This window comes from Facklamia sp. P12955 (assembly GCF_050409565.1).
GTDB lineage: Bacteria > Bacillota > Bacilli > Lactobacillales > Aerococcaceae > Facklamia.
On record NZ_JBNUPF010000014.1, the window covers coordinates 1 to 20,077 of the forward strand.

The window sequence follows — 20,077 nt, forward strand, 5'->3', positions numbered from 1 at the left end:
TATCCCGCAAATTTTTAAAATTTCAGGACATTTTCATTTACGGTTGACAGCTTATCCAATGCAATTCTATTTATTCAAAAAAAGAGCCCGAAGGCTCAAATTTTTGTTTATTCATTTACCAAAGCACGAGCGTGACGCAATGCGCGAGCTCTTACTTCTCGAGGCAAGAAACGTCTGATTTCATCCTCGTTGTAACCAATCTGAATGCGTTTATCATCTAAAATAATTGGTCGACGCAACAAACCTGGTTGATTTTGAACTAACTCAAAAAAATCATTTAAAGGTAATTCGCTGATTTCTACATCTAATTCTGAATAGGCTTTTGACCGAGTTGAAACGATATCCTCTGTCCCTTCCTCTGTCATACGCAAAATACCTTTTATTTCGTTTATCGTTAAAGGTTCAGTGAAAATATTGCGCTCTTCGAATGCAATATTATTTTCTTCTAGCCATGAACGGGCTTTTCTACATGACGTGCAACTTGGAGTTACATATAATGTTACCATTAAAAGATCATCCTCTCTTGTGAACATTCTTCTCTCTTAAAGACACGTACATATTCAATTATTGAACTTAAGATTTTATCATTTAACAATCAAATCTATTCGATACAATAAGTGAGTTTCACAAAGTATTTAGTACTACATATAGAATTATAGCAACAAAAATGCTTTAAAGCAAACTATAATCAATGATTAGTGTGTGACATTTATTAGAATTACTGATGAAAAACTGCCAGTTTGTGAAAACACTCAATCTTTTTTCATAAAAGCTAGCATTTAATTTTAGATAGGTTATAATTATTAATGTAAATATAAGCCATTAGAAAGAGGAAGATCATGAAAGAGACCATTTTTTCCGGTGTACAACCATCCTCCATACCTACTCTTGGAAACTATATTGGAGCCATGAAATCATTTGTTGATTTACAAGATAAATATCAAGCAACCTATTGTATTGTGAATCAACATGCCATCACAGTCCCACAGGACCCTGAAATATTGGTAAGACAAACTAAGCAACTAGCTGCCCTTTATTTAGCGATTGGTATCGATCCGAACAAATCCACAGTATTCGTACAATCAGAAGTACCTGCTCACTCTCAAATTGCTTGGCTCATTACCTGTCAGATTGGCGTAGGTGAGCTAGAACGAATGACACAATATAAAGACAAGTCTGCTAAACAAGAATCAGTTGGTGCTGGCTTACTTTGTTACCCGGCATTAATGGTTGGTGATATAGTTCTTTATGATGCTAAATATGTTCCAGTAGGTGATGACCAGCGTCAGCATATTGAATTAACAAGAAATTTTGTAGACCGTTTTAACAACCGCTACGGAGAAGACATATTAGTTAAACCAGAACCTATTTATCCAAATGCTGGTAAGCGAGTTATGAGTCTGCAAGACCCAAGTCGAAAAATGTCCAAATCAGATGAAAATGAAAAAAGTAAAATCTCAATGTTGGATGAACCGCGTCAAATCATTAAGAAAATTAAATCAGCTGTTACTGATTCAATTGGAGTCGTTAATTATGACACGGCTAACCAAGCTGGTTTATCCAACTTAATTGAAATTTACGCAAGCTTAAGTGAACAGCCAATTAAAAAGATCGTTAATCAATATCATGACTTAGGTTATGGTCGCTTTAAATCAGACTTAGCTGATTTAGTTGTATCTGTCTTAGAGCCTATTCAAAAGCGTTATAATCAGCTAATCGCAGGCGATGAACTTTATGATATTCTTTCTATAGGTGCAACTAAAGCTAATGAAACAGCTTCTCAGACATTGGCTCGTATGGAGAAAGTAATGGGTATACGATATAGATAGTACATAGCAAAAAAACTGCCAACTTATTCAACAAGTTGGCAGTTTTCTTTAATTGTTTTGTGCTTCTTTCTCATAACACTCTTGACAAAACCCATAAAAGGATACTTCCATCGCTCTTACCTTAAATTTATCTAACTCTTTTATTTCGGTGTATATATCATTAAATTGATTTAAAAAAACATCTTCAATTTTTCCACAAGCTTCGCAAATTGTATGTCCGTGGGGGTGCACATTAATATCATAGTGTTTTGTTTTTTCATCAATGTTCAACTCTTGTAAAATGCCTGCATTCACAAAAGCACGAACATTATTATAAACTGTTGCTAAACTCATTTGTGGATAGTCTTGTTGAACTTGCTGGTAAATCTCTTCAACACTTGGATGCTTGACTTTTGTCAAGATTGTTTTTAAGATGGCTCGTCTTTGAGGAGTTATACGAACTTTACCCTTCTTCATTTTTTCTAAAAGTTGATTAATATCGGATTCAATAGCCTTTTCTGTTTGCATGGACAAACCACCTTCTAATATGTTTATATAGAAATGAATGATAATAAATTGAAGCTGTTACAATTTAACATTTTAAATTATATCCATCAAAAAATCAACTGACCGAGATCAGTTGATTTTGATTTTTTTATTCTACTTCAGCAGATTCTGATTCATGTTTCTCAAAAGTATATTTTAGAACTGGCTTACGAGAAGCTCCTGCTTCATCCAAACGTCTTACGGGTGTATTATGTGGAGCTGTTTGAACAATTTCAGGATTATTAATAGCCTCTTGATTAATCTTAATTAAGATATCTGCTACATAATCTAAGTCTTGCTTAGATTCTGTTTCAGTCGGCTCAACCATTAAACATTCATTAACATGCAATGGGAAGTAAGTTGTTGGAGCATGAATACCAAAGTCTAAAAGTCGCTTACCAACATCTTTAGCTGTTACTCCATAATCTTTCTTGTGACGACTTAAGTCCAATACAAAGTCGTTTTTGTTGAAGTTAGGGAATGGTGCATCAAAGTATTCATTAACACGTACTCGTAAATAGTTAGCATTAAGAACAGCATCTTCAGAAGCACGACGTAATCCTTCAGCTCCCATTGAGCGAATGTATGTATAAGCACGAACGTTTACACCAAAGTTTCCAAAGTTTCCTTTGATACGACCATAAGATTTCTCAGGTGTTTCAAGCTCATATTTGTCGCCATTTTTTACCACATTGGGTCCAGGAATAAATGGTGCTAATTTATCCACAACGCCAATTGGTCCTGATCCTGGTCCTCCACCACCATGAGGTCCAGTAAAGGTCTTATGTAAGTTCAAGTGACAAGCGTCAAAGCCCATTGCACCTGGAGAAGTTAATCCCATAATAGCATTTAAGTTTGCACCATCATAATAAGCAAGTCCACCCGCTTCGTGAACAATATCTACAATTTCCTTAGCATCTTTTTCAAACAAACCAGCTGTTGATGGGTTTGTAATCATAATACCGGCAATATTTGGCCCTACAGCAGCACGCACTGCCTCGACATCAATAATCCCTTCTGGAGTGGAAGGAAGCTCAACCGTTTCGAAACCAGCTACCATAGCTGTGGCTGGGTTTGTTCCGTGAGCAGAGTCAGGAATTAGTATTACTCGACGTTGCTCCAATTCTCCAATGGATTCAAAATAAGCTTTAAAAGCTAATATTGCTGCTAACTCACCTTGAGCACCTGCAGCTGGTTGTAAAGTTAATGCTGGAAATTGAGTGATTTCCTTCAAATATTCTTGTAATTCATACATTAATTGTAGTGCACCTTGAATAGTGTCTGGATCTTGTAAAGGATGAATATTCGCAAAGCCATCCATAGCAGCTACATCTTCGTTAATCTTTGGATTATACTTCATTGTACATGATCCTAATGGATAAGGACCTGATTCAACACCAAAGTTACGGTTTGAAAGTGCTGTATAGTGACGTACAATTTGTAGTTCAGAAGCTTCTGGCAAACGCGCAGGTTCTTGACGTGCATATTCTCCTAATTCTGATAATAAGTCATACTCTTCTACTTCAGAAACTGGCAAATCATAAGCTGTGTGCCCTTCTTGCGAAATTTCAAAAATCAATTTATCATAATCTTGTAAGATCATTATTTTGCCACCTCCACTAAAGCAGTTACAAATTTATCCATTTCTTCTTTGGTACGCTTTTCAGTTACACAAAGTAGATAGGCATTATCAACACCAATTGCTTTTGAAGCATCAAAGCCACCAACAAATCCTTTTTCAAATAATTCTTTATTGACTTGACGTACATCTTTATTTAGTTTGATAACAAACTCGTTGAAAAACGGTCTAGTGTTAAGAATTTCAAAACCTGCTGCTTTTAGTTCTTTCGCAAGATAATGTGTATTATTGATATTAGCCTGTGCTAATTCTTGAATACCAACCTTACCGTATGCTGACATAGCAATAGATGATGCTAAAGCGAATAAAGCTTGGTTTGAAGAGTAGTTAGAGGTTGCCTTTTCACGACGGATATGTTGCTCGCGTGTAGAAAGGGTCATAACGAATCCACGTCTACCTTCTTCATCTACTGTTTCCCCGACAATACGCGAAGGAATCTTACGCATTAACTTGTCATTAACGGCAAAGTAACCACAGTGAGGGCCACCTAAAGACATTGGTATACCGAAAGGCTGAACATCTCCAACAGTAATATCTGCTCCAAAAGCACCTGGTTTTTCTAGTTTTCCAAGAGCTAATGGATTAGCAGAAACAATTAACAATGTTTTTGTTCCTTCTAAAGCTGACTTAATTGCTTTTAAATCCTCAACCGATCCAAAGAAGTTTGGATATTGAACAATAACTGCCGCTACTTCAGCATCTAATTTAGCTTTTAAATCTTCAAGACTTGTGACTTCATTTTCAAGTGCTATTTCTTCAACAGCGTAATCTTTACCGAAACCGTAAGTTTTTACAGTTTCAATTGCTTGTGGGTTTAACCCTTTAGAAACTAATACTTTTTTAGACTTCTTAACATGGTTAAACGCAAGGTTTGCTGCTTCGGAAACTGCGTTATATCCATCATACATACCACAGTTTGCCAAATCCATACCTGTCAGTTCAGCAATCATTGTTTGCCATTCAAATAATGCTTGCAATTCTCCTTGAGATACTTCTGGTTGGTAGGGAACATAAGCAGTTAAGAACTCTTGACGCATAATAATATGATTAACAATCGAAGGTACATGGTGGTCATACGTTCCAGCACCTAAGAAAAAAGGCATTTGACTGGACGAAGTGTTTAGAGCCGACATTCTAGTCAGTTCTTTAACAATTTCCAATTCAGAAAGTGGTTCAGGTAAGTTCATTTTGCCTGTACGGCGTACATTTTCTGGCAAGTCAGAGAAGATATCCATAATATCTTTAACGCCAATTGTTTCTAGCATTGCTTGGCGGTCTTGGTCTGTGTTAGGTAAATATCTAAATTTTGCCATGATCTGCTCCTTAGTCTATTTTTTTCTTTAATTCGTACTTTTTAAATTAATAGCAATTTTGACTTAAATATTAGAGTGACATAGAGTCACTCTAATAAACAAACCTTTAAAATTTATGATTATTCAGCTGGCTCTTCAGTTAAGAATTCTGATGTATCGATGTCTTCTTCAGTCTCAATTTCGAAGAACCATCCTTTACCTTGAGCATCTTCGTTAACTGATTCTGGTGCATCTTCTAACTCTTCGTTCACCGCAACTACTTTACCTGCAAAAGGTGCGTATACTTCAGATACAGATTTAACAGATTCTACTGTTGCGATTTCTTCTTCAGCATCGAATTCATCGTCGACTTCTGGTAATTCAACGTGAACGATATCTCCTAATTGCTCTGCAGCAAAAGCAGTGATACCTACACGTGCTTTGTTAGGTGCTAAAATTTCAATAAATTCGTGTTCTTCTGTAAAAAATACTTGTGACATTATAAATGACCCCTTTTCTTAAAATTGTTTATGTGCTCATTTTATCAAACATTTAACAAAAATGAAACCACTTTAGTTTAAATTTACTTACTAGCAGCTAACCAGTCTTTCTTAGTTAATTCTGCTTCAATTTCTTTACCGCGGATATCGATAATTACTTTATCACCAACTTTATAATCAGTGGCAACACGCATGAAACCTAGAGGGTATCCTAATGTAGGTGATTTCGTTCCTGATGTTACTACCCCAATCACTTCACCCTCTTGATTTTTAACTTCCATACCATGACGAGCGATTTGTTTGCCGTCAATCTTAAATCCTCGAGACGCTTCTTTCTTATCGCCGGCGCGATAAGCAGCAATTGCTTCTTTTCCGATGTAATCTGCTTCTTTAGCTTTTGGTGCTGCAAATGCAATACCACCTGCGATTGGGTTGACGCTCTCATCGAAGTCATTGCCATACAGTGGTAAACCAGCTTCAAGGCGTAAAGTGTCACGTGCTCCTAGCGCACATTCTTTAACACCTAAATCTTGACCTTCTTCAACTAATTTCTTCCAAATCTCAAGCATATGTTCAGCTGGAATATATAGTTCGAAACCTTCTTCACCGGTATAACCAGTACGTGAGATTTGAACACGATCAAAACCAGCTACTACTTGATCTTGCTTATAAGAATAATATTCAATCTCTTTCAAGTTAGTATCTGTAATGCGAGCCAATAATTCTTCAGCATTTGGTCCTTGAACAGCGATTAATCCCCAGTCATAAGTTTCATCTGTGATCTCAACTTGACCCTCTTGATTATGATCATGCATCCATTGAACAATCTTTTCACGGTTAGAGCCGTTTGGAGTTGCAACAAACTCGTCATCATTGCGGCGGTAATAAATCAAATCATCTAAGATGCCGCCATCTTCTTTACATACAGCGGTATATTGAGCTTTTCCGTTGAAAGTAGCTTTATGCACATCATTAGTGATTAATCCGTTCCACCAGTCATAAGCATTCATCTTAGCCGATTTAACACGAACCTCTCCCATATGTGAAGCGTCAAATAAACCTACTGCATTACGAACTGCCTCGTGCTCCTCAGCAATTTTGGTGATTTGAATTGGTAATCCCCATCCACCAAAATCTGTAATCTTGCATCCTTTTTCGATGTAATAGTCATACATAGGTGTTTTTTTCAATCCATTTTCATCTAATTGAACGTTTGTCATTATACTATCTCCTTCGCCTTACTTGATTAAAATATCTTTGACTTGTGCGTAGTATTCATCTAATTGAGAGGACAATTCAGCGACCTTGTTGTTAGCAAGCTCATAATACTCTTCTTGCTTTTCCTTATCCTTAAGCTGTCCTCCATTAATATATAAGTTTAATGAAGAAGCCTGAACAGCCGAACGTAACATTTGAAGACCTACACCAACATCGGAAACGATGATTTTTTTAATTAAAGGAATAACCTTGTCAAAGCCCTCCACAATTTGGCTGACTTCTGAAATCAAGTCAACTGGAGGTTGAGATGCAATTACTAACCCACTTTGAATTGCTTCATTACGCACTTGTTTTTCTACGTCTGTTGCTCTCGGCATACCATACGCTTTAGAAAGTGGTTCAAACTCAGTTGCATCGCGGTCGATAATGTTCACAAAAATCTCTTTACTTTTTTCAAACTCTTCAATTTTTTTAGCAAGAAAAGTTTGATCCTCTTTAGACAATTTATCACTTTGCGAGAAAATCATAGCCATCAAAATAGCACCAATACCCAATCCAGCTGTAACGCCCGCTGCAGCCCCTCCACCAGGAGTTGGATCATTAGAAGCTAACTTGTCAATAAATTCTGTGACTTTTAATTCTTTCATTACGCGCTCCTATTCTAAGCCATTTAGAAGCTTAGCACCTTTAACAACTTGTGAAGCCAGAACACCTGTTGTTACAGAACCAACACCACCTGGGACAGGAGTGATAGCACTTGCTTTAGGCTCAACTTCATCAAAGCGAACATCTCCAGTTGCCTTACCATCTTTGTAACCAAAGCCAACATCAATTACTGTTGCACCTTCTTTGATGTAGTCAGGGCCAACAAGTCCTAAAGCTCCGGTAGCTGAGACCACAATGTCAGCTAAAGTAGTGTGGATAGTGTTGTCTTTAGTATAGACATGTGTATTTGAAACAGTTGCATTACGGTTTGATAACATAACTGCTAATGGCTTACCAACAACTGGTGATGAACCAATAACACAAACTTCAGCACCCTCTAATTCATAGTCATAGTAATCAAGAATTTCGATACAAGCTTGTGCTGTAGAAGGAGCCATTGCAGTTGGATCATTGTTAATTAGCTTACCTAAGTTAACTGGGTTCAAGGCATCTACGTCTTTATATGGATTTAAGCGCTCAGCAATTTCTGCTCGCTCAATTCCTTCCGGGAATGGTTGCATAATGATAACGCCTGACACAGATTTATCTGCATTTAATTCATCGATAATTTTTAAGACATCTTCGGTGGTCTTAGCATCCAATTCAGTACGAGCTTCTGCTTCGATTCCACATTTTTCCATTACTTTCATAGCATTTTTTTCATAAGCCATGGAAGAAGGGTTTTCATCGACACGTAACACTACTAATTTAGGAACAATCCCTTTTTCTCTTAAAGCTTCTGCTTCTTGACGAGTACGCTCGCGAATTGCTTTCCCAACTTCTTTACCATCTAAAATCTTGCCCATAAGATCCTCCCTTTTCTATTCAATACACTGTAAAAGTCGAACGAGCAAAAATTTACTCGCTCGACTATTAATTTTATCTTAGAATCAATTCTTTTTAGAACAATCCTTCAATGTTACCTTTTTCATCAACATCAATACGGTTAGCAGCTGGTTCTTTTGGTAAGCCAGGCATCTTCATAATGTCACCTGTCATAGCAACTAGGAAGCCTGCACCAGCAGAAACGGTTAAGTCACGGATAGTAACAGTAAATCCTTCTGGAGCTCCTAATAATTTAGGATCATCGGAGAATGAATATTGCGTTTTAGCCATACAAATTGGTAATTTACCATGTCCTTGCTCGGTGAATTGCTTAATTTTCTTCTTAGCTACTGAAGTAAACTCAACTTTTGCACCACCGTAGATTCTAGTTACTAATGTTTCAAGTTTTTCTTCGATAGAAGCTTCTACATCATAAGCAAACTTAAAGTTGCTTTCTTTTTCAGATGCTTCAACTACAGCCTTAGCTAGTTCAGTTGCACCTTCACCTCCATCAGAGAAGTGAGTTGAAAGAACAACTTTAACGCCTTCTTTTTCACATTCTTCACGTAATGCTTCAATTTCGGCATCTGTATCAGTTGGGAACGCATTGATAGCTACTACTGGGTTTAATCCGAACACATTCTTAATATTGTTAATGTGACGCATTAAGTTAGGCATACCTTTACGTAAAGCTTCTACATTTTCAGGTCCTAATTCTTTTTTATCAACTCCACCATGCATCTTCAATGCACGGATTGTTGCAACGATTACAACTGCTGAAGGAGCTATCCCTGCTTGACGACATTTGATGTCTAAGAATTTCTCAGCACCTAAGTCTGCACCGAAACCAGCTTCAGTAATTGTGTAATCTGCATAATTCATTGCTAGTTTCGTTGCAATAATTGAGTTGCATCCGTGAGCAATGTTTGCGAATGGTCCACCGTGCACAAAAGCTGGTGTCCCTTCTAAAGTTTGTACAATATTTGGCTTGATTGCATCTTTAAGTAATGCAGTTGCAGCTCCAGCACCATTAATATCTTTAACAGTAACTGGCTTATTATCTTTACGAGTGTAAGCAACGATCATATTACCTAATTTTTCTTTTAATTCTTGTAAATTATTAGATAGACAGAATGCTGCCATTACTTCAGAAGCTACAACGATGTCGTAACCATCTTCACGTGTTACTCCATCAACACGACGGCCTAATCCATTTACAATATTACGTAATTGACGGTCGTTCATATCGACAACACGACGCCATACAATTCGGTTTGTATCAATATCTAATGCGTTACCATGGTGGATGTGGTTATCTAATAAGGCAGCGATTAAGTTAGTTGCTGCTCCAATCGCGTGGAAGTCTCCAGTAAAGTGTAAGTTAATATCTTCCATTGGAACAACTTGTGCGTATCCACCACCAGCTGCTCCACCTTTAATACCAAATACTGGTCCTAATGAAGGCTCACGTAAAGCAACTGCTGTTTTCTTACCAATTTTAGACATTCCGTCTGCCAAGCCGATTGAAGTAGTTGTTTTACCTTCACCAGCAGGAGTTGGAGTAATCGCTGTAACAAGAATTAATTTTCCTAAGTCCTTGTTATCCATATCTAATTTAGTAAAATCGATTTTAGCTTTTGTTTTACCGTAAGGCTCTAATACATCATTAGAAATACCTAACTTTGCAGCCACATCTTCAATTGGTTGCAATTTAGCTTCCTGTGCGATTTGAATATCTGTCTTCATTAAAATCTTTTCCCCCTTTAGATAAATCACATAGTATCTCTATGCATCTTTCATCATACCATAAAACGTTAGGAAACTCTTACATTTTGCAGACAGTTTTTAAAAAATTGCATTTTTAGCTTGCAATTCGGTTTTTTCACAAACATTTTTATGTAAGCAAGTACTAAATTTGTTTATATTATCAATAAAGAAAGTTAGTTGTGCTTTTCACAACCGCTATTTAATAGATGAAAGTTGTTATTAATATAGTGATAACCACTTGGTCAACTTAATCTTTTTTCACAAAATTTTCGTTATTTCTTAAATTGCACTTACCTTATACATTCTGGAGTTATGGTATCCTAGTAAAATTTTATGATAACCAGCTAATTTTTCATCAATTTCACGATTACCTGTATAAACTAAAAGCGGTTGACCTTTTAAGGTGTTTAATTTTCCTGGTGTTGCAACGATTATAATATCCTCTTTATCTAGCTTGGCAAGAACCTTGTCAGATAATTGATGATTGCCTCGGCCAAAGAGATATCCTTGACCACCCATCGGTGTAACAATCAATTTAGCTGGCTTGTCCCCAATGATATCCAAAATCTCTTGTTCATAGACATCTTTTTTTACAACTTTTTTATTTCGAATGATATCAACACCTAATAATGTTGGTTCCAGACCTAACTCTAACATTACCGGAGCAACTGTTGAACCAGAGCCAATAATGTAGAAGACATCTTCTTCCATTCTATCTATAATATCAAGCGCTATAGAAACTCTTGCTGCCTCATCCGATTGAGGAGTAGGTGATTTCAAATTTTGTAAATGACTTTCATCATAAGGAACACTTAGGTATCCATAGACTTTAGTAATTATTTCATCCCTACGGAATGCATCTTCTTCAATATCGATAACTTCCTCATCTTTTAGAGACAATTCCTTGTCTTTCAAATACCTCAAAGCTAACTTACCGGCATGTTCCGGTGTCACTGCATAAACAGGAGAATGAATCTTAACACCCGCTGGTATCCCAATCGTTGGAATAGCAAGTTGAGTAACTGAAGCAATATCACGTGCCGTTCCGTCGCCTCCTGCAAAAAGTATTAAATCCACCTCTCTCTCTTGAAATTTTTCAACTAAATGAATGGTATCCTTCGCCATACTGTCACCATCGATTTGATGAATCACTTCATAATTCAATTCGGTTTCTTTTACTAAATCTTCTCCCATTTTACCAGAAGCAACATATACAATTAATTCTTCTTTAAGAGGAGCTAATTCTTTGAGCGCTTTCAAGGCTTTTAAAGGGGCCTCAGGATTAGCTCCTCTCTTAATCGCCTCAGTTAATACATCTTTACCATCGGTACCTTTTAAACCAACTCGTCCTCCCATACCAGCAATGGGATTTACTACAATTCCTAATTTTTTCATTAATTCTCTCCTCTCAATAATCTTCTATTCTATTATAGGTCTTATAAATGTTCTTGTCATACCTAAGCTCTAGTTTACAATTTTTACTTTTCTTTCTATAATTTAAATTGTCTGATTTTACAAGTTCCTTGTAGGAGTGATTTTTTGCAAAAAAATTTGAAATTTTATATCAAATTGTTTAGAGTGACTTTTCTATTAAGTGCTTTTACCTTTGGTGGAGGTTATGTAATTGTAAGTCTTATGAAAAAGCAATTTGTTGATGACTATCATTGGTTTGAAGAAAATCAAATGCTCGATTTAATCGCAATCGCTCAATCTTCTCCAGGGGCAATCGCTATTAATGCCGCGGTGATTGTAGGTTATCAATTAGCAGGATGGCTCGGTGTTCTCACCACTGTTTTTGCCACTATTCTTCCTCCTTTTGCAATTATCTCTATCATTGCACATTTTTATCAGGTCTTTATTGAAAATCAATGGGTGGCTTGGATGTTAGAAGGAATGCAAGCGGGAGTAGCAGCGGTAATTGTTTCTGTTGTTTATACCATGATCAAAGATCTTGTTAAACAAAAAGAAAAGTATCTAATTCTCATTTTTATAAGCGCTCTCATTTTAGTTAGTTATTTTAACTTCCCGATTTCATGGTTAATTCTTATTTCTTTATGTGGTGGCTTTATTTATTCTTATTTGAAGAGGTGATTACTTGATTTATTGGGAACTATTTCTTACTTTTTTAAATATTGGCTTACTTTCTTTTGGTGGTGGCTATGCTGCTTTGCCTTTGATTGAAGACTTGGTTGTTCACCAAGAGCATTGGCTATCTTTAGAAGAATTTGGTCATCTAATTACAATCTCACAAATGACACCTGGTCCAATTGCTATTAATGCCTCTACTTTTATTGGTACTCAAATCGGTGGTGTCAGTGGTGCAATAGTTGCTACTATCGGCTGTACCTTACCATCGATAATTATCGTGACTTTTTTAGCCTATCTTTATCAGCGTTTTCAAAAACTAAGTTTAATGCAAGACACCCTTTTTATCCTTAGGCCTATAGTGATTGCCTTAATAGCTAGTTCGGGCTTATCAATTTTTGTGAATGCTATTTGGCAAAAAGAGACTGTTGTTTGGATGGACCCTAATTGGTTAATGTTGGTAATTTTTATTATAGCCATGCTATTACTTAATAAGTTTAAAGCTAACCCCATCGTGATTATGATTTCTGCAGGGATTGTTAATTTGATTTATCATGCATTTTAAAAAATCAGTTGTTACTCATTTGTCCTTTTTAGGGTTATATTAAACAGAAGGTAGGCAACTCTTTGTTTATTTAATAAAACTAAAACACCGTCCTTAACGCTGTTTAACAGTGTTAAGGACGGTGTTTTAGCTAACTTCGGTCACAAGCTCTTTGTCATTTAATCAGTTGATGAGTTATAAAACAGTTTATCAATCGTTTTCTTTTGTTCTTCTAACCACCTTTTTGCTTCATCAACCGCTTGATTTTCAGCCGCTTGTTTTACTTTCTCAATTTTTTTACGCCGGTCACGTTCTTCAATAAGGGCTAGGTACTCTTCAAGAGTAAGCCCATGTTCCATCATAAATTGCGCATTTAGTTGACCTACATAGCGATAATGCCAAGGTTCAAAATTAAAAGTAGTCATTTCTGTCTTATTTTGAGGGTATCTTAAAATAAACCCAAAATTGGCTGCATTTTCTACTAACCATTGGGCCGATGCCGTTTCGCTATAATTTTCAGTTAAGCCTCCTCCTATGCTGGTCCAATCTTGACCTAATATATCAATAGCGAGCCCAGTCATATGCTCTGTGGCATTTGCTGGTGCTGTATATAAATTGGTTAAATATCTCGCTTCTGATTCACTATAACCGACCGCCATTAAAGACTGTTTTCTAGAACTTTCTAACCCTGCTTGCTGATTTGTCGAACGGTATCCTGAAATAATTGTAAATAGATAACCATCCTCCAAACCTGCTTGTAACAGCTGACTAAGTTTTTCTTCAATGTTAGCAGCATATGGAATTCCTTCAATTGAAGTAACTAAATCAACTTCAATTTGATTGTTGATTGGGTTGCTTGGATTCACCAAAAGTAAATTGGGATCATTTAAATTTCCCTCAGCAGGAATTGAATCAATTAATTCATCAACACTAGCATTTGATTTTATCGCATCAATCTGACTCAATTCTGGTAAATTGTATTTAGCTAAAGCCACCGCTTTGTCAAAAGGAAAAATAAGTAGAAGTAAAAATATTAAGAAAATTTTCTTAATACTCATTTTTATCACCTCATATTTGTTTTCAAAGGATCAAGTGTTCCAATAATAAACATTCTGATACGCAAACTACTTAAGGAAACTCTCAAACTATTTATCCTGTTCGATAAAGTGCTTGAGAGCCAGCTATTATTATAAGCGCCAAAAAGTATAGCCAGCTTCCTTAAAATAATCAGCATCCAGTATGCTTTTGACATCTATAAGAACTCTTTCTTTAGGTGATAATTTTGCATTAAACAATTTTTCGATGCTTGTATTATTTAGTTCTCGAAATTCCTGATGAGCTACTGCAAAGATAACAGCATCCGCATCCTGAACTTGATCGAACGCTGTTAAATCAACATCATATTCTGCTTTGGCATCACTTGATTCAGCCCAAGGATCTACTACAACAGGCTCAATATCGAAAGTCCTTAAATAATTGATAATATCGGCAACTTTTGAGTTGCGCGTATCTGGTGTATGCTCTTTAAAAGTTAGACCCAAAATAACTACTTTAGAGTCTGTTACTTTTTTACCCGCCTTAACCATGAGCTTAATCAACTTATCACCAATAAAATCTCCCATTTGATCATTTATTTGGCGACCAGAAAGAATAATCTGACTATGATAGCCCAAGTTTTCTGCCTCGTAAACAAAGTAGTAAGGATCTACACCAATACAGTGTCCTCCCACTAGTCCTGGTGTGAAACCTAAAGCATTCCATTTGGTATTCATGGCATCAATAACATCTTGCGAATCAATTTCCATTCGATCAAAAACGAGAGCTAACTCATTCATAAATGCAATGTTAATATCTCTTTGACTATTTTCAACAACTTTAGCGGCTTCAGCAACTTTAATACTTGGTGCACGATGAACACCCGCTTCAATTACTAGTTCATATACTTTAGCCATTGTATCTAAAGCATCAGCAGTTGTAGCAGAAACGATCTTTTTAATTTTTGGTAAAGTATGGACCTTATCTCCTGGATTAATTCTTTCAGGTGAATAACCTACCCAAAAATCAACACCATGCACTAATCCTGAACTTTCTTCAAGTTCTTCAATACACATTTCCTCAGTAACCCCAGGATAAACCGTTGACTCATAAGCAACTAAAGTCCCTTTAGACATGTTTTTACCTACAGTTCTTGTGGCTGAAATAACCGGATCTAAATTAGGTGTCTTATCTTGATTGATAGGCGTTGGAACCGCAACAATAATAAAGTTCGCTTCTTTTAGCCTACTTTGGTCGTAGGTGAAAGCTAAATTTGTATTCTTGACTGCTTCATCTCCAACCTCTAGAGTTGGATCGATACCCTGTAAATATTGCTCCACTTTATGAACATTGTTGTCATAGCCAATTGTTTCAATGTGCTTAGCAAATTCTATGGCAATCGGCATACCCACATACCCTAAACCTACAACTGCTAACTTTGTTTTACCTTCAATTAAATTTTGATATATATTCATTTTTGTCTCCTAACCTTATTTAGCTATCTTATATAATTGCTTGTTAAATTATAACCGCCTTTTAATTGCCTGAAAAACATAATGACTATAATAATATATGCACTGATATAGTGGTAATTTTTCTAAATGGCGATAAGTGTACCATGTTCGCTTAAGAGCTGAAAGCTTGTTGGAGGAAATAGAACCAGAAACTTGACGATAGTGATTAAGCACTTCATTTAAAGCATAAGCTTCAATTTTTCGTTCACGCATTAACATTAGCCAAGTTGCTGTGTCTTGTCCTTTCCGCACTAAAGGCATTCTAAAGTCTCCTATTTTTTCACGATCAATCATTACTGTAGAGCAAGCAATGGCTGTGTTTTTTAGAAGACCATTATAATCTAAACGTTCTGGTAAATCTACTGTTTCTTTAAGGGTTTCTCCACTTTCATCTATTAAGGAAAAATTTGTATAAGTAAAAGATAGCGCCTTTTCTTGCATAAATGCTAATTGTTTCTCCAACTTACAATATTCCCAAACATCATCACTATCAATAAATGAAATATATCTACCTCTAGCCAATTCAAGCCCCTTGTTTCTTGCCACTGCGGCACCAGAGTTTTTTGATAAATTAACCAATTGAATACGGCTATCTTCTTGTGCAAATTCTTGAATTATTCTCACACTAATATCATTTGAGCAATCATCGACTAGCAACCACTCCCAATTCTGATAACTCTGATTAAGCACGCTCTCGATGGTTTTTTTTAAGAATCTTTCTGCGTTATAAACAGGGGTTATTATCGACACCAATCCTGATTTTGAATTCATCTCACAATTCTCCTTAAATAATCTGAATTATCTTGATTCTTGCTTGATAAAGCTCTGCCAATTGGCGTTGGTCATTATACCACTTTTTATCGGTAATATTAGCGTCTAAGACGATAACAATTTCATTTGGTGAAAAGTTTGCATCAAGACTTGCTAAGTTAGTCGCTTGCACTCCGTAGGTGTTTCCTTCAGGAGAGATTAGTTCTTGAACATTCACTTCTTGATGCTTTTGTTGTCTAAGGATTACTCGCTGACTATCACTAGGAGTTCGAATTAATTTTTCTAAGACTTCTCGATTATCTTGACGGTTATAAATAAAATGCAGATCATTAATTCCCCAAGTATAATCAAAAGCATAGCCTATTTTATGTCTTCGATAATGTGCAATCATGCTCCAAGCTATCGATAAAATAGCGCCTAAAAAGAGACCCAATAAGCCATAGATAATACTTCCTTTAGCCTCTTTAGTTTGAAATGGGGTCAAAGTTTCCCTACTAGGAACTTCTTCGATCAAATCAATTGGAATCATTTCTCCAATTTCTGGTGACCGAATGATTGAGACAGTATTTTTCCCGAGGAAAGGTAGCTTTTGTTTTTCTAATAATTCAGCATATGCTTCGGCTATCTTTAAGTTTTCTTCAGCATTATTCCCCACCAAAAATCTTAAAGTAATAACATTTGAAGCGGCATCTCGAATTCCTGCAAGCCCACCTCGAAAAGTGTTGGTCTTATACATTTCAAGTTTTTTTTCTGCTTGAAGCCATTTTCCAAACTCGATACCAGTTTCTGCTTCAATTTGTTTAATAATAGTTGGTGTCGCAAAATAGTCATCAAAGACAGCCGCAGTTGAAAACAGACTGCCATCTTCCATTGTAACAATCACTTGGAATGAAGCTGGGTCTTGTTGATAGGCATGGGCTAGATAATTATATGATTCAATTTTATCACTATTTATTAAGCGGTTGACGACATACCTTCCTCCTACAACTAATAATGAGATAATAACTGATCCAAACATAATTCTTCTATAATTATTTTTAATAAAGCGGTATAACTCGTGAAAAACTGTAGCTAAGCTCATATTCCTAAACTCCTTTTACTTTTAAAATCCTGCGTTTGTTCTTTTGTATCGATTATTTTTACCCAACTTATAATTAAAGCAAAAAATACCCAGTGCCATTCAATCAACATATTATTTGCACTAGTAATACTTGCTAGAATAAAAATAATTAAAAAACTATAGAATACAAAAGAAATATTGCTTTGTAAAACAGAGGTCTTTCTCCCCACTCTAGCAACAAACTCCAACCGTCTTATCATTCCAATGTATGCCCATAAATAAAGTAACAGTGAAAGAATGCCGTTAGAAACTAAAATTTCAAGCCACCAATTATGCATATTGGTTATTTCATTAGTTGGCCAGATAGGTCTTACTTTAGCCCAATGCTCGATATTCCCCGATCCAACCCCTAAGCCAAAAGTTTGGGTCAAATAAAGTAAACCATTTCGCCAGATATTCATTCGCTTAGTATCACCAGATAAGCCTGCTTGTGGACCACCTAGAAAAATCACTTCAAAAACTTTTTCACGTATAGGTGGAATTAACATCATAAAAATAATAAAGGCGGTCATTATATAAAGTCTTTTTCCTTGGAAAAGATCCAACTTGAAGTTGCGAACTAGTTGTAAGCCGATAAAAAGAATTAAACATATTAAGGACATTCTTGAGCTAGTTTGGTAGATTAAAAATGTTGTTAATGCAAACATTAATAGTAAGAACATCCTTTGCCAATATCTTTGACTGTAATAGTATAGAACCATACAGAGGGTGACATACGCTAAAAGTAAAGTAGCATAGTCATTTTGATTGGCAAAAAAGGTGATTGGAATCCGAGTCCAGGGTTGGGAATCAAAAGTTCCATATTTATCCAATTTGGTCATATCTGCAAATACATAGATATTACCGATAATTTCGATATAGCCCCAAAATACTAAGACAGTCATCATCCCCCACATGGCTTGAGCCAGACGAAACCACTGTCTTTTAGTACCCACCCAAAAATAAATAGCCACAATTGATGCCATGCCAACCGTCATTAAAAATGAAACTTGCAGCCAATCTTTAAAATTTTCAGCCCAAAGACCTGTTGTTAAAGCAATTAACCACCAAGCTAAAAAACAAAAAAGCATACGTGTTGAAGCAGAGGGTAACACCAATAAAAGCTTTCGATCTTTTTGTAAAATTTGCCAAGCAAGAATCAGAACAGAAAAAAGAGCAAGAATTCGGTAAAAGGTAATTTGAGCAATTGGCGTTTCAACGGCTAAAATTTGCGAACCTAAAAAAACACTCGTAACTAAAAGTAAACAATATAGAAACATGGGCCACTCCTTTCTTACTCTTTCTTTTCGAACAATTAATTAAAATCCCATTTCTCAGGATTACGCCAGATTTGATAACCATCTTGGATGGTCGAAAACTGAATAATGAGACAGACCAAAGCTAAGCCAAATGTTACAGACAAACGATAAGCATAATCACTAGTGTTAATGAAGGCAGCAATAAACATTAAACAAATGGACATGAGATGTTTACTTTGTTTGAAATAAAAGCCTGTCCGACTTGAAAAATAAGTTCTAGCTAGATAAAACATGATGTAGGCTCCGGATGACGCGGTGGCTGCTCCTAAAGCTCCCCATCTTGGAGTGAGCCAGAGATTAATAAAAAAACTAGGAATCAAAGCCAATAAAGAAACCAATGTATTAAAATAGGTCTTGCGTGAAAAAACAATTCCCAGTGTCGTTGTTTCAGAAAGTGTATACATAATATGAGGAAAACAGAGCAAGCCAAGAATATACTGAACAGAACGATAGTCCTCGCCTAAAATCATCATAATCAAGGGGCGAAATACAAGAATCCCAAAAAAGATACCCGTTAAAACAAAAAGAACAGCGTCTGAAATAAATTTATAATGCTTCATTGACTTGCCTTCATCATGCCATCGATAGGCAGTAGGAACCCAAAAGGTTGCAAATGCTGTCTTTAAAATACCAATCATATTGACAATCGCGATGCCTGCAGCATAAAACCCTAATTCTTTTTTGGTAGAAAAAGACCGAAGCATTAAGCTATCAATTGTATTGAGCACCGAATTAAGAGACATTGCAATCATAAGCGGAAAACCAAAAGATAATAATTTTTTTATGAGGTCATAGTCAACAACAAAATCATTCCACGATAACAAATCTCTATAACGTAAGAAAAGAAAACTATCCCCTATAAGTTGACCAAAAATCATTCCAAAAACCACTACACGAAAATCGCGAATGCCCAAAGCAATTATAGACAAGGAAACTGCAAAAATTAAACTCTTTAATAAAATGGTAAAGCCAGAATATTCTTTTGCTTTTTCTTGCATACGAATAGAAATGAGTACGAAGCGTTCAATAATCATTGAAATAAGTAAAATTGTACTCCAAATCACAATATAGCCTGCGTTAGGATCACTAAACAACCAATTCGCAATGGTCTGATTAAAAACAAGCATAACAAATGATAGAAGGATTCCCATCCCGATCGGGATAATAATTGCTTGTTGAAAAAGGTGTTTTTTAGATGCAGCTTGATGAAATTCACGAGAAAAAGCCTGATCGAGACCAATATAAAGAAAATTAGGAATGTTTAAGATTAAGTTTCGATACAATCCTGAAACCCCATATTGGTCTGCTACTAACAACTGAGTCAAAATGCGGATTTGAATCAGTGAAATTAATGCACCAATAATCGGTCCTAAGGAAAACCCTGTTAATCTTTTCATAAAATGTTTCATA

The 20,077-nt window shown here is 36.0% G+C and carries 19 protein-coding genes; 3 read left to right on the forward strand and 16 right to left on the reverse strand.

Annotated elements, in window-relative coordinates:
• Positions 1-107: 107 nt before the first annotated feature.
• On the reverse strand, positions 108-506 hold the full coding sequence (gene spxA, locus ACQV2G_RS05165; protein ID WP_428873603.1) for a transcriptional regulator SpxA: 399 nt from the start codon (positions 504-506) through the stop codon (positions 108-110).
• A gap of 333 nt (positions 507-839) precedes the next feature.
• On the opposite strand from spxA, the gene trpS reads away from it, so the two are divergent.
• The gene (trpS, locus tag ACQV2G_RS05170; protein ID WP_428876291.1) at positions 840-1,829 is read left to right on the forward strand and encodes a tryptophan--tRNA ligase; all 990 of its coding nucleotides are present in this window, start codon (positions 840-842) and stop codon (positions 1,827-1,829) included.
• Between the two features lie 48 nt (positions 1,830-1,877).
• Here trpS and ACQV2G_RS05175 read toward each other — a convergent pair whose 3' ends face one another.
• The 9 genes from ACQV2G_RS05175 to ACQV2G_RS05215 form a co-directional block, all read right to left on the reverse strand.
• Entirely contained in the window at positions 1,878-2,336 is a 459-nt protein-coding gene (locus tag ACQV2G_RS05175) for a Fur family transcriptional regulator (protein WP_428873601.1), read from the reverse strand.
• Between the two features lie 127 nt (positions 2,337-2,463).
• Positions 2,464-3,957: an aminomethyl-transferring glycine dehydrogenase subunit GcvPB gene (gene gcvPB, locus ACQV2G_RS05180; RefSeq protein ID WP_428873600.1), complete on the reverse strand. Its 1,494-nt coding sequence runs from the start codon at positions 3,955-3,957 to the stop codon at positions 2,464-2,466.
• Positions 3,957-5,306, reverse strand: a complete 1,350-nt coding sequence (gene gcvPA, locus ACQV2G_RS05185; RefSeq protein ID WP_428876292.1) for an aminomethyl-transferring glycine dehydrogenase subunit GcvPA — start codon at positions 5,304-5,306, stop codon at positions 3,957-3,959. Before gcvPA ends, gcvPB begins: the two co-directional genes overlap by 1 nt.
• Positions 5,307-5,425: 119 nt before the next feature.
• Positions 5,426-5,785, reverse strand: coding sequence for a glycine cleavage system protein GcvH (gcvH, locus tag ACQV2G_RS05190; RefSeq protein WP_428873598.1), 360 nt, complete (start codon positions 5,783-5,785; stop codon positions 5,426-5,428).
• An 83-nt stretch (positions 5,786-5,868) separates the two neighbouring features.
• Positions 5,869-7,005, reverse strand: coding sequence for a glycine cleavage system aminomethyltransferase GcvT (gene gcvT / locus ACQV2G_RS05195; RefSeq protein ID WP_428873597.1), 1,137 nt, complete (start codon positions 7,003-7,005; stop codon positions 5,869-5,871).
• Between the two features lie 18 nt (positions 7,006-7,023).
• A complete protein-coding gene (locus ACQV2G_RS05200) occupies positions 7,024-7,650 on the reverse strand; it encodes a cyclodeaminase/cyclohydrolase family protein (protein WP_428873596.1) in 627 nt (208 codons plus the stop codon).
• A gap of 9 nt (positions 7,651-7,659) precedes the next feature.
• Positions 7,660-8,514 (reverse strand): bifunctional 5,10-methylenetetrahydrofolate dehydrogenase/5,10-methenyltetrahydrofolate cyclohydrolase, encoded by an 855-nt coding sequence (locus ACQV2G_RS05205; protein WP_428873595.1) that lies wholly within the window; start codon positions 8,512-8,514, stop codon positions 7,660-7,662.
• Positions 8,515-8,608: 94 nt separating this feature from the next.
• Positions 8,609-10,279, reverse strand: a complete 1,671-nt coding sequence (locus ACQV2G_RS05210; protein ID WP_428873594.1) for a formate--tetrahydrofolate ligase — start codon at positions 10,277-10,279, stop codon at positions 8,609-8,611.
• 300 nt (positions 10,280-10,579) lie between these two features.
• Positions 10,580-11,695: an ATP-NAD kinase family protein gene (locus tag ACQV2G_RS05215; RefSeq protein WP_428873593.1), complete on the reverse strand. Its 1,116-nt coding sequence runs from the start codon at positions 11,693-11,695 to the stop codon at positions 10,580-10,582.
• 144 nt (positions 11,696-11,839) lie between these two features.
• Here ACQV2G_RS05215 and ACQV2G_RS05220 point away from each other — a divergent pair, with 144 nt between their 5' ends.
• Together ACQV2G_RS05220 and ACQV2G_RS05225 are read left to right on the forward strand one after the other, a co-directional pair.
• The gene (locus ACQV2G_RS05220) at positions 11,840-12,391 is read left to right on the forward strand and encodes a chromate transporter (RefSeq protein WP_428873592.1); all 552 of its coding nucleotides are present in this window, start codon (positions 11,840-11,842) and stop codon (positions 12,389-12,391) included.
• Positions 12,392-12,395: 4 nt separating this feature from the next.
• Positions 12,396-12,950, forward strand: a complete 555-nt coding sequence (locus tag ACQV2G_RS05225) for a chromate transporter (protein ID WP_428873591.1) — start codon at positions 12,396-12,398, stop codon at positions 12,948-12,950.
• Between the two features lie 158 nt (positions 12,951-13,108).
• Here the strand turns inward: ACQV2G_RS05225 and ACQV2G_RS05230 are convergent, their stop codons facing one another.
• The 6 genes from ACQV2G_RS05230 to ACQV2G_RS05255 form a co-directional block, all read right to left on the reverse strand.
• Positions 13,109-13,987, reverse strand: a complete 879-nt coding sequence (locus ACQV2G_RS05230) for a M15 family metallopeptidase (protein ID WP_428874865.1) — start codon at positions 13,985-13,987, stop codon at positions 13,109-13,111.
• A gap of 129 nt (positions 13,988-14,116) precedes the next feature.
• The gene (locus ACQV2G_RS05235; RefSeq protein WP_428873589.1) at positions 14,117-15,439 is read right to left on the reverse strand and encodes a nucleotide sugar dehydrogenase; all 1,323 of its coding nucleotides are present in this window, start codon (positions 15,437-15,439) and stop codon (positions 14,117-14,119) included.
• 48 nt (positions 15,440-15,487) lie between these two features.
• Positions 15,488-16,249 carry a glycosyltransferase family 2 protein gene (locus ACQV2G_RS05240; protein ID WP_428874867.1) on the reverse strand — a complete coding sequence of 254 codons (762 nt, stop codon included), beginning with the start codon at positions 16,247-16,249 and terminating at the stop codon, positions 15,488-15,490.
• Between the two features lie 13 nt (positions 16,250-16,262).
• Positions 16,263-17,330, reverse strand: coding sequence for a hypothetical protein (locus ACQV2G_RS05245; protein ID WP_428876293.1), 1,068 nt, complete (start codon positions 17,328-17,330; stop codon positions 16,263-16,265).
• Positions 17,327-18,628, reverse strand: coding sequence for an O-antigen ligase family protein (locus ACQV2G_RS05250; protein WP_428876294.1), 1,302 nt, complete (start codon positions 18,626-18,628; stop codon positions 17,327-17,329). Before ACQV2G_RS05250 ends, ACQV2G_RS05245 begins: the two co-directional genes overlap by 4 nt.
• A 35-nt stretch (positions 18,629-18,663) precedes the next feature.
• Entirely contained in the window at positions 18,664-20,076 is a 1,413-nt protein-coding gene (locus ACQV2G_RS05255) for a lipopolysaccharide biosynthesis protein (RefSeq protein ID WP_428873585.1), read from the reverse strand.
• Position 20,077 lies beyond the last annotated feature (1 nt).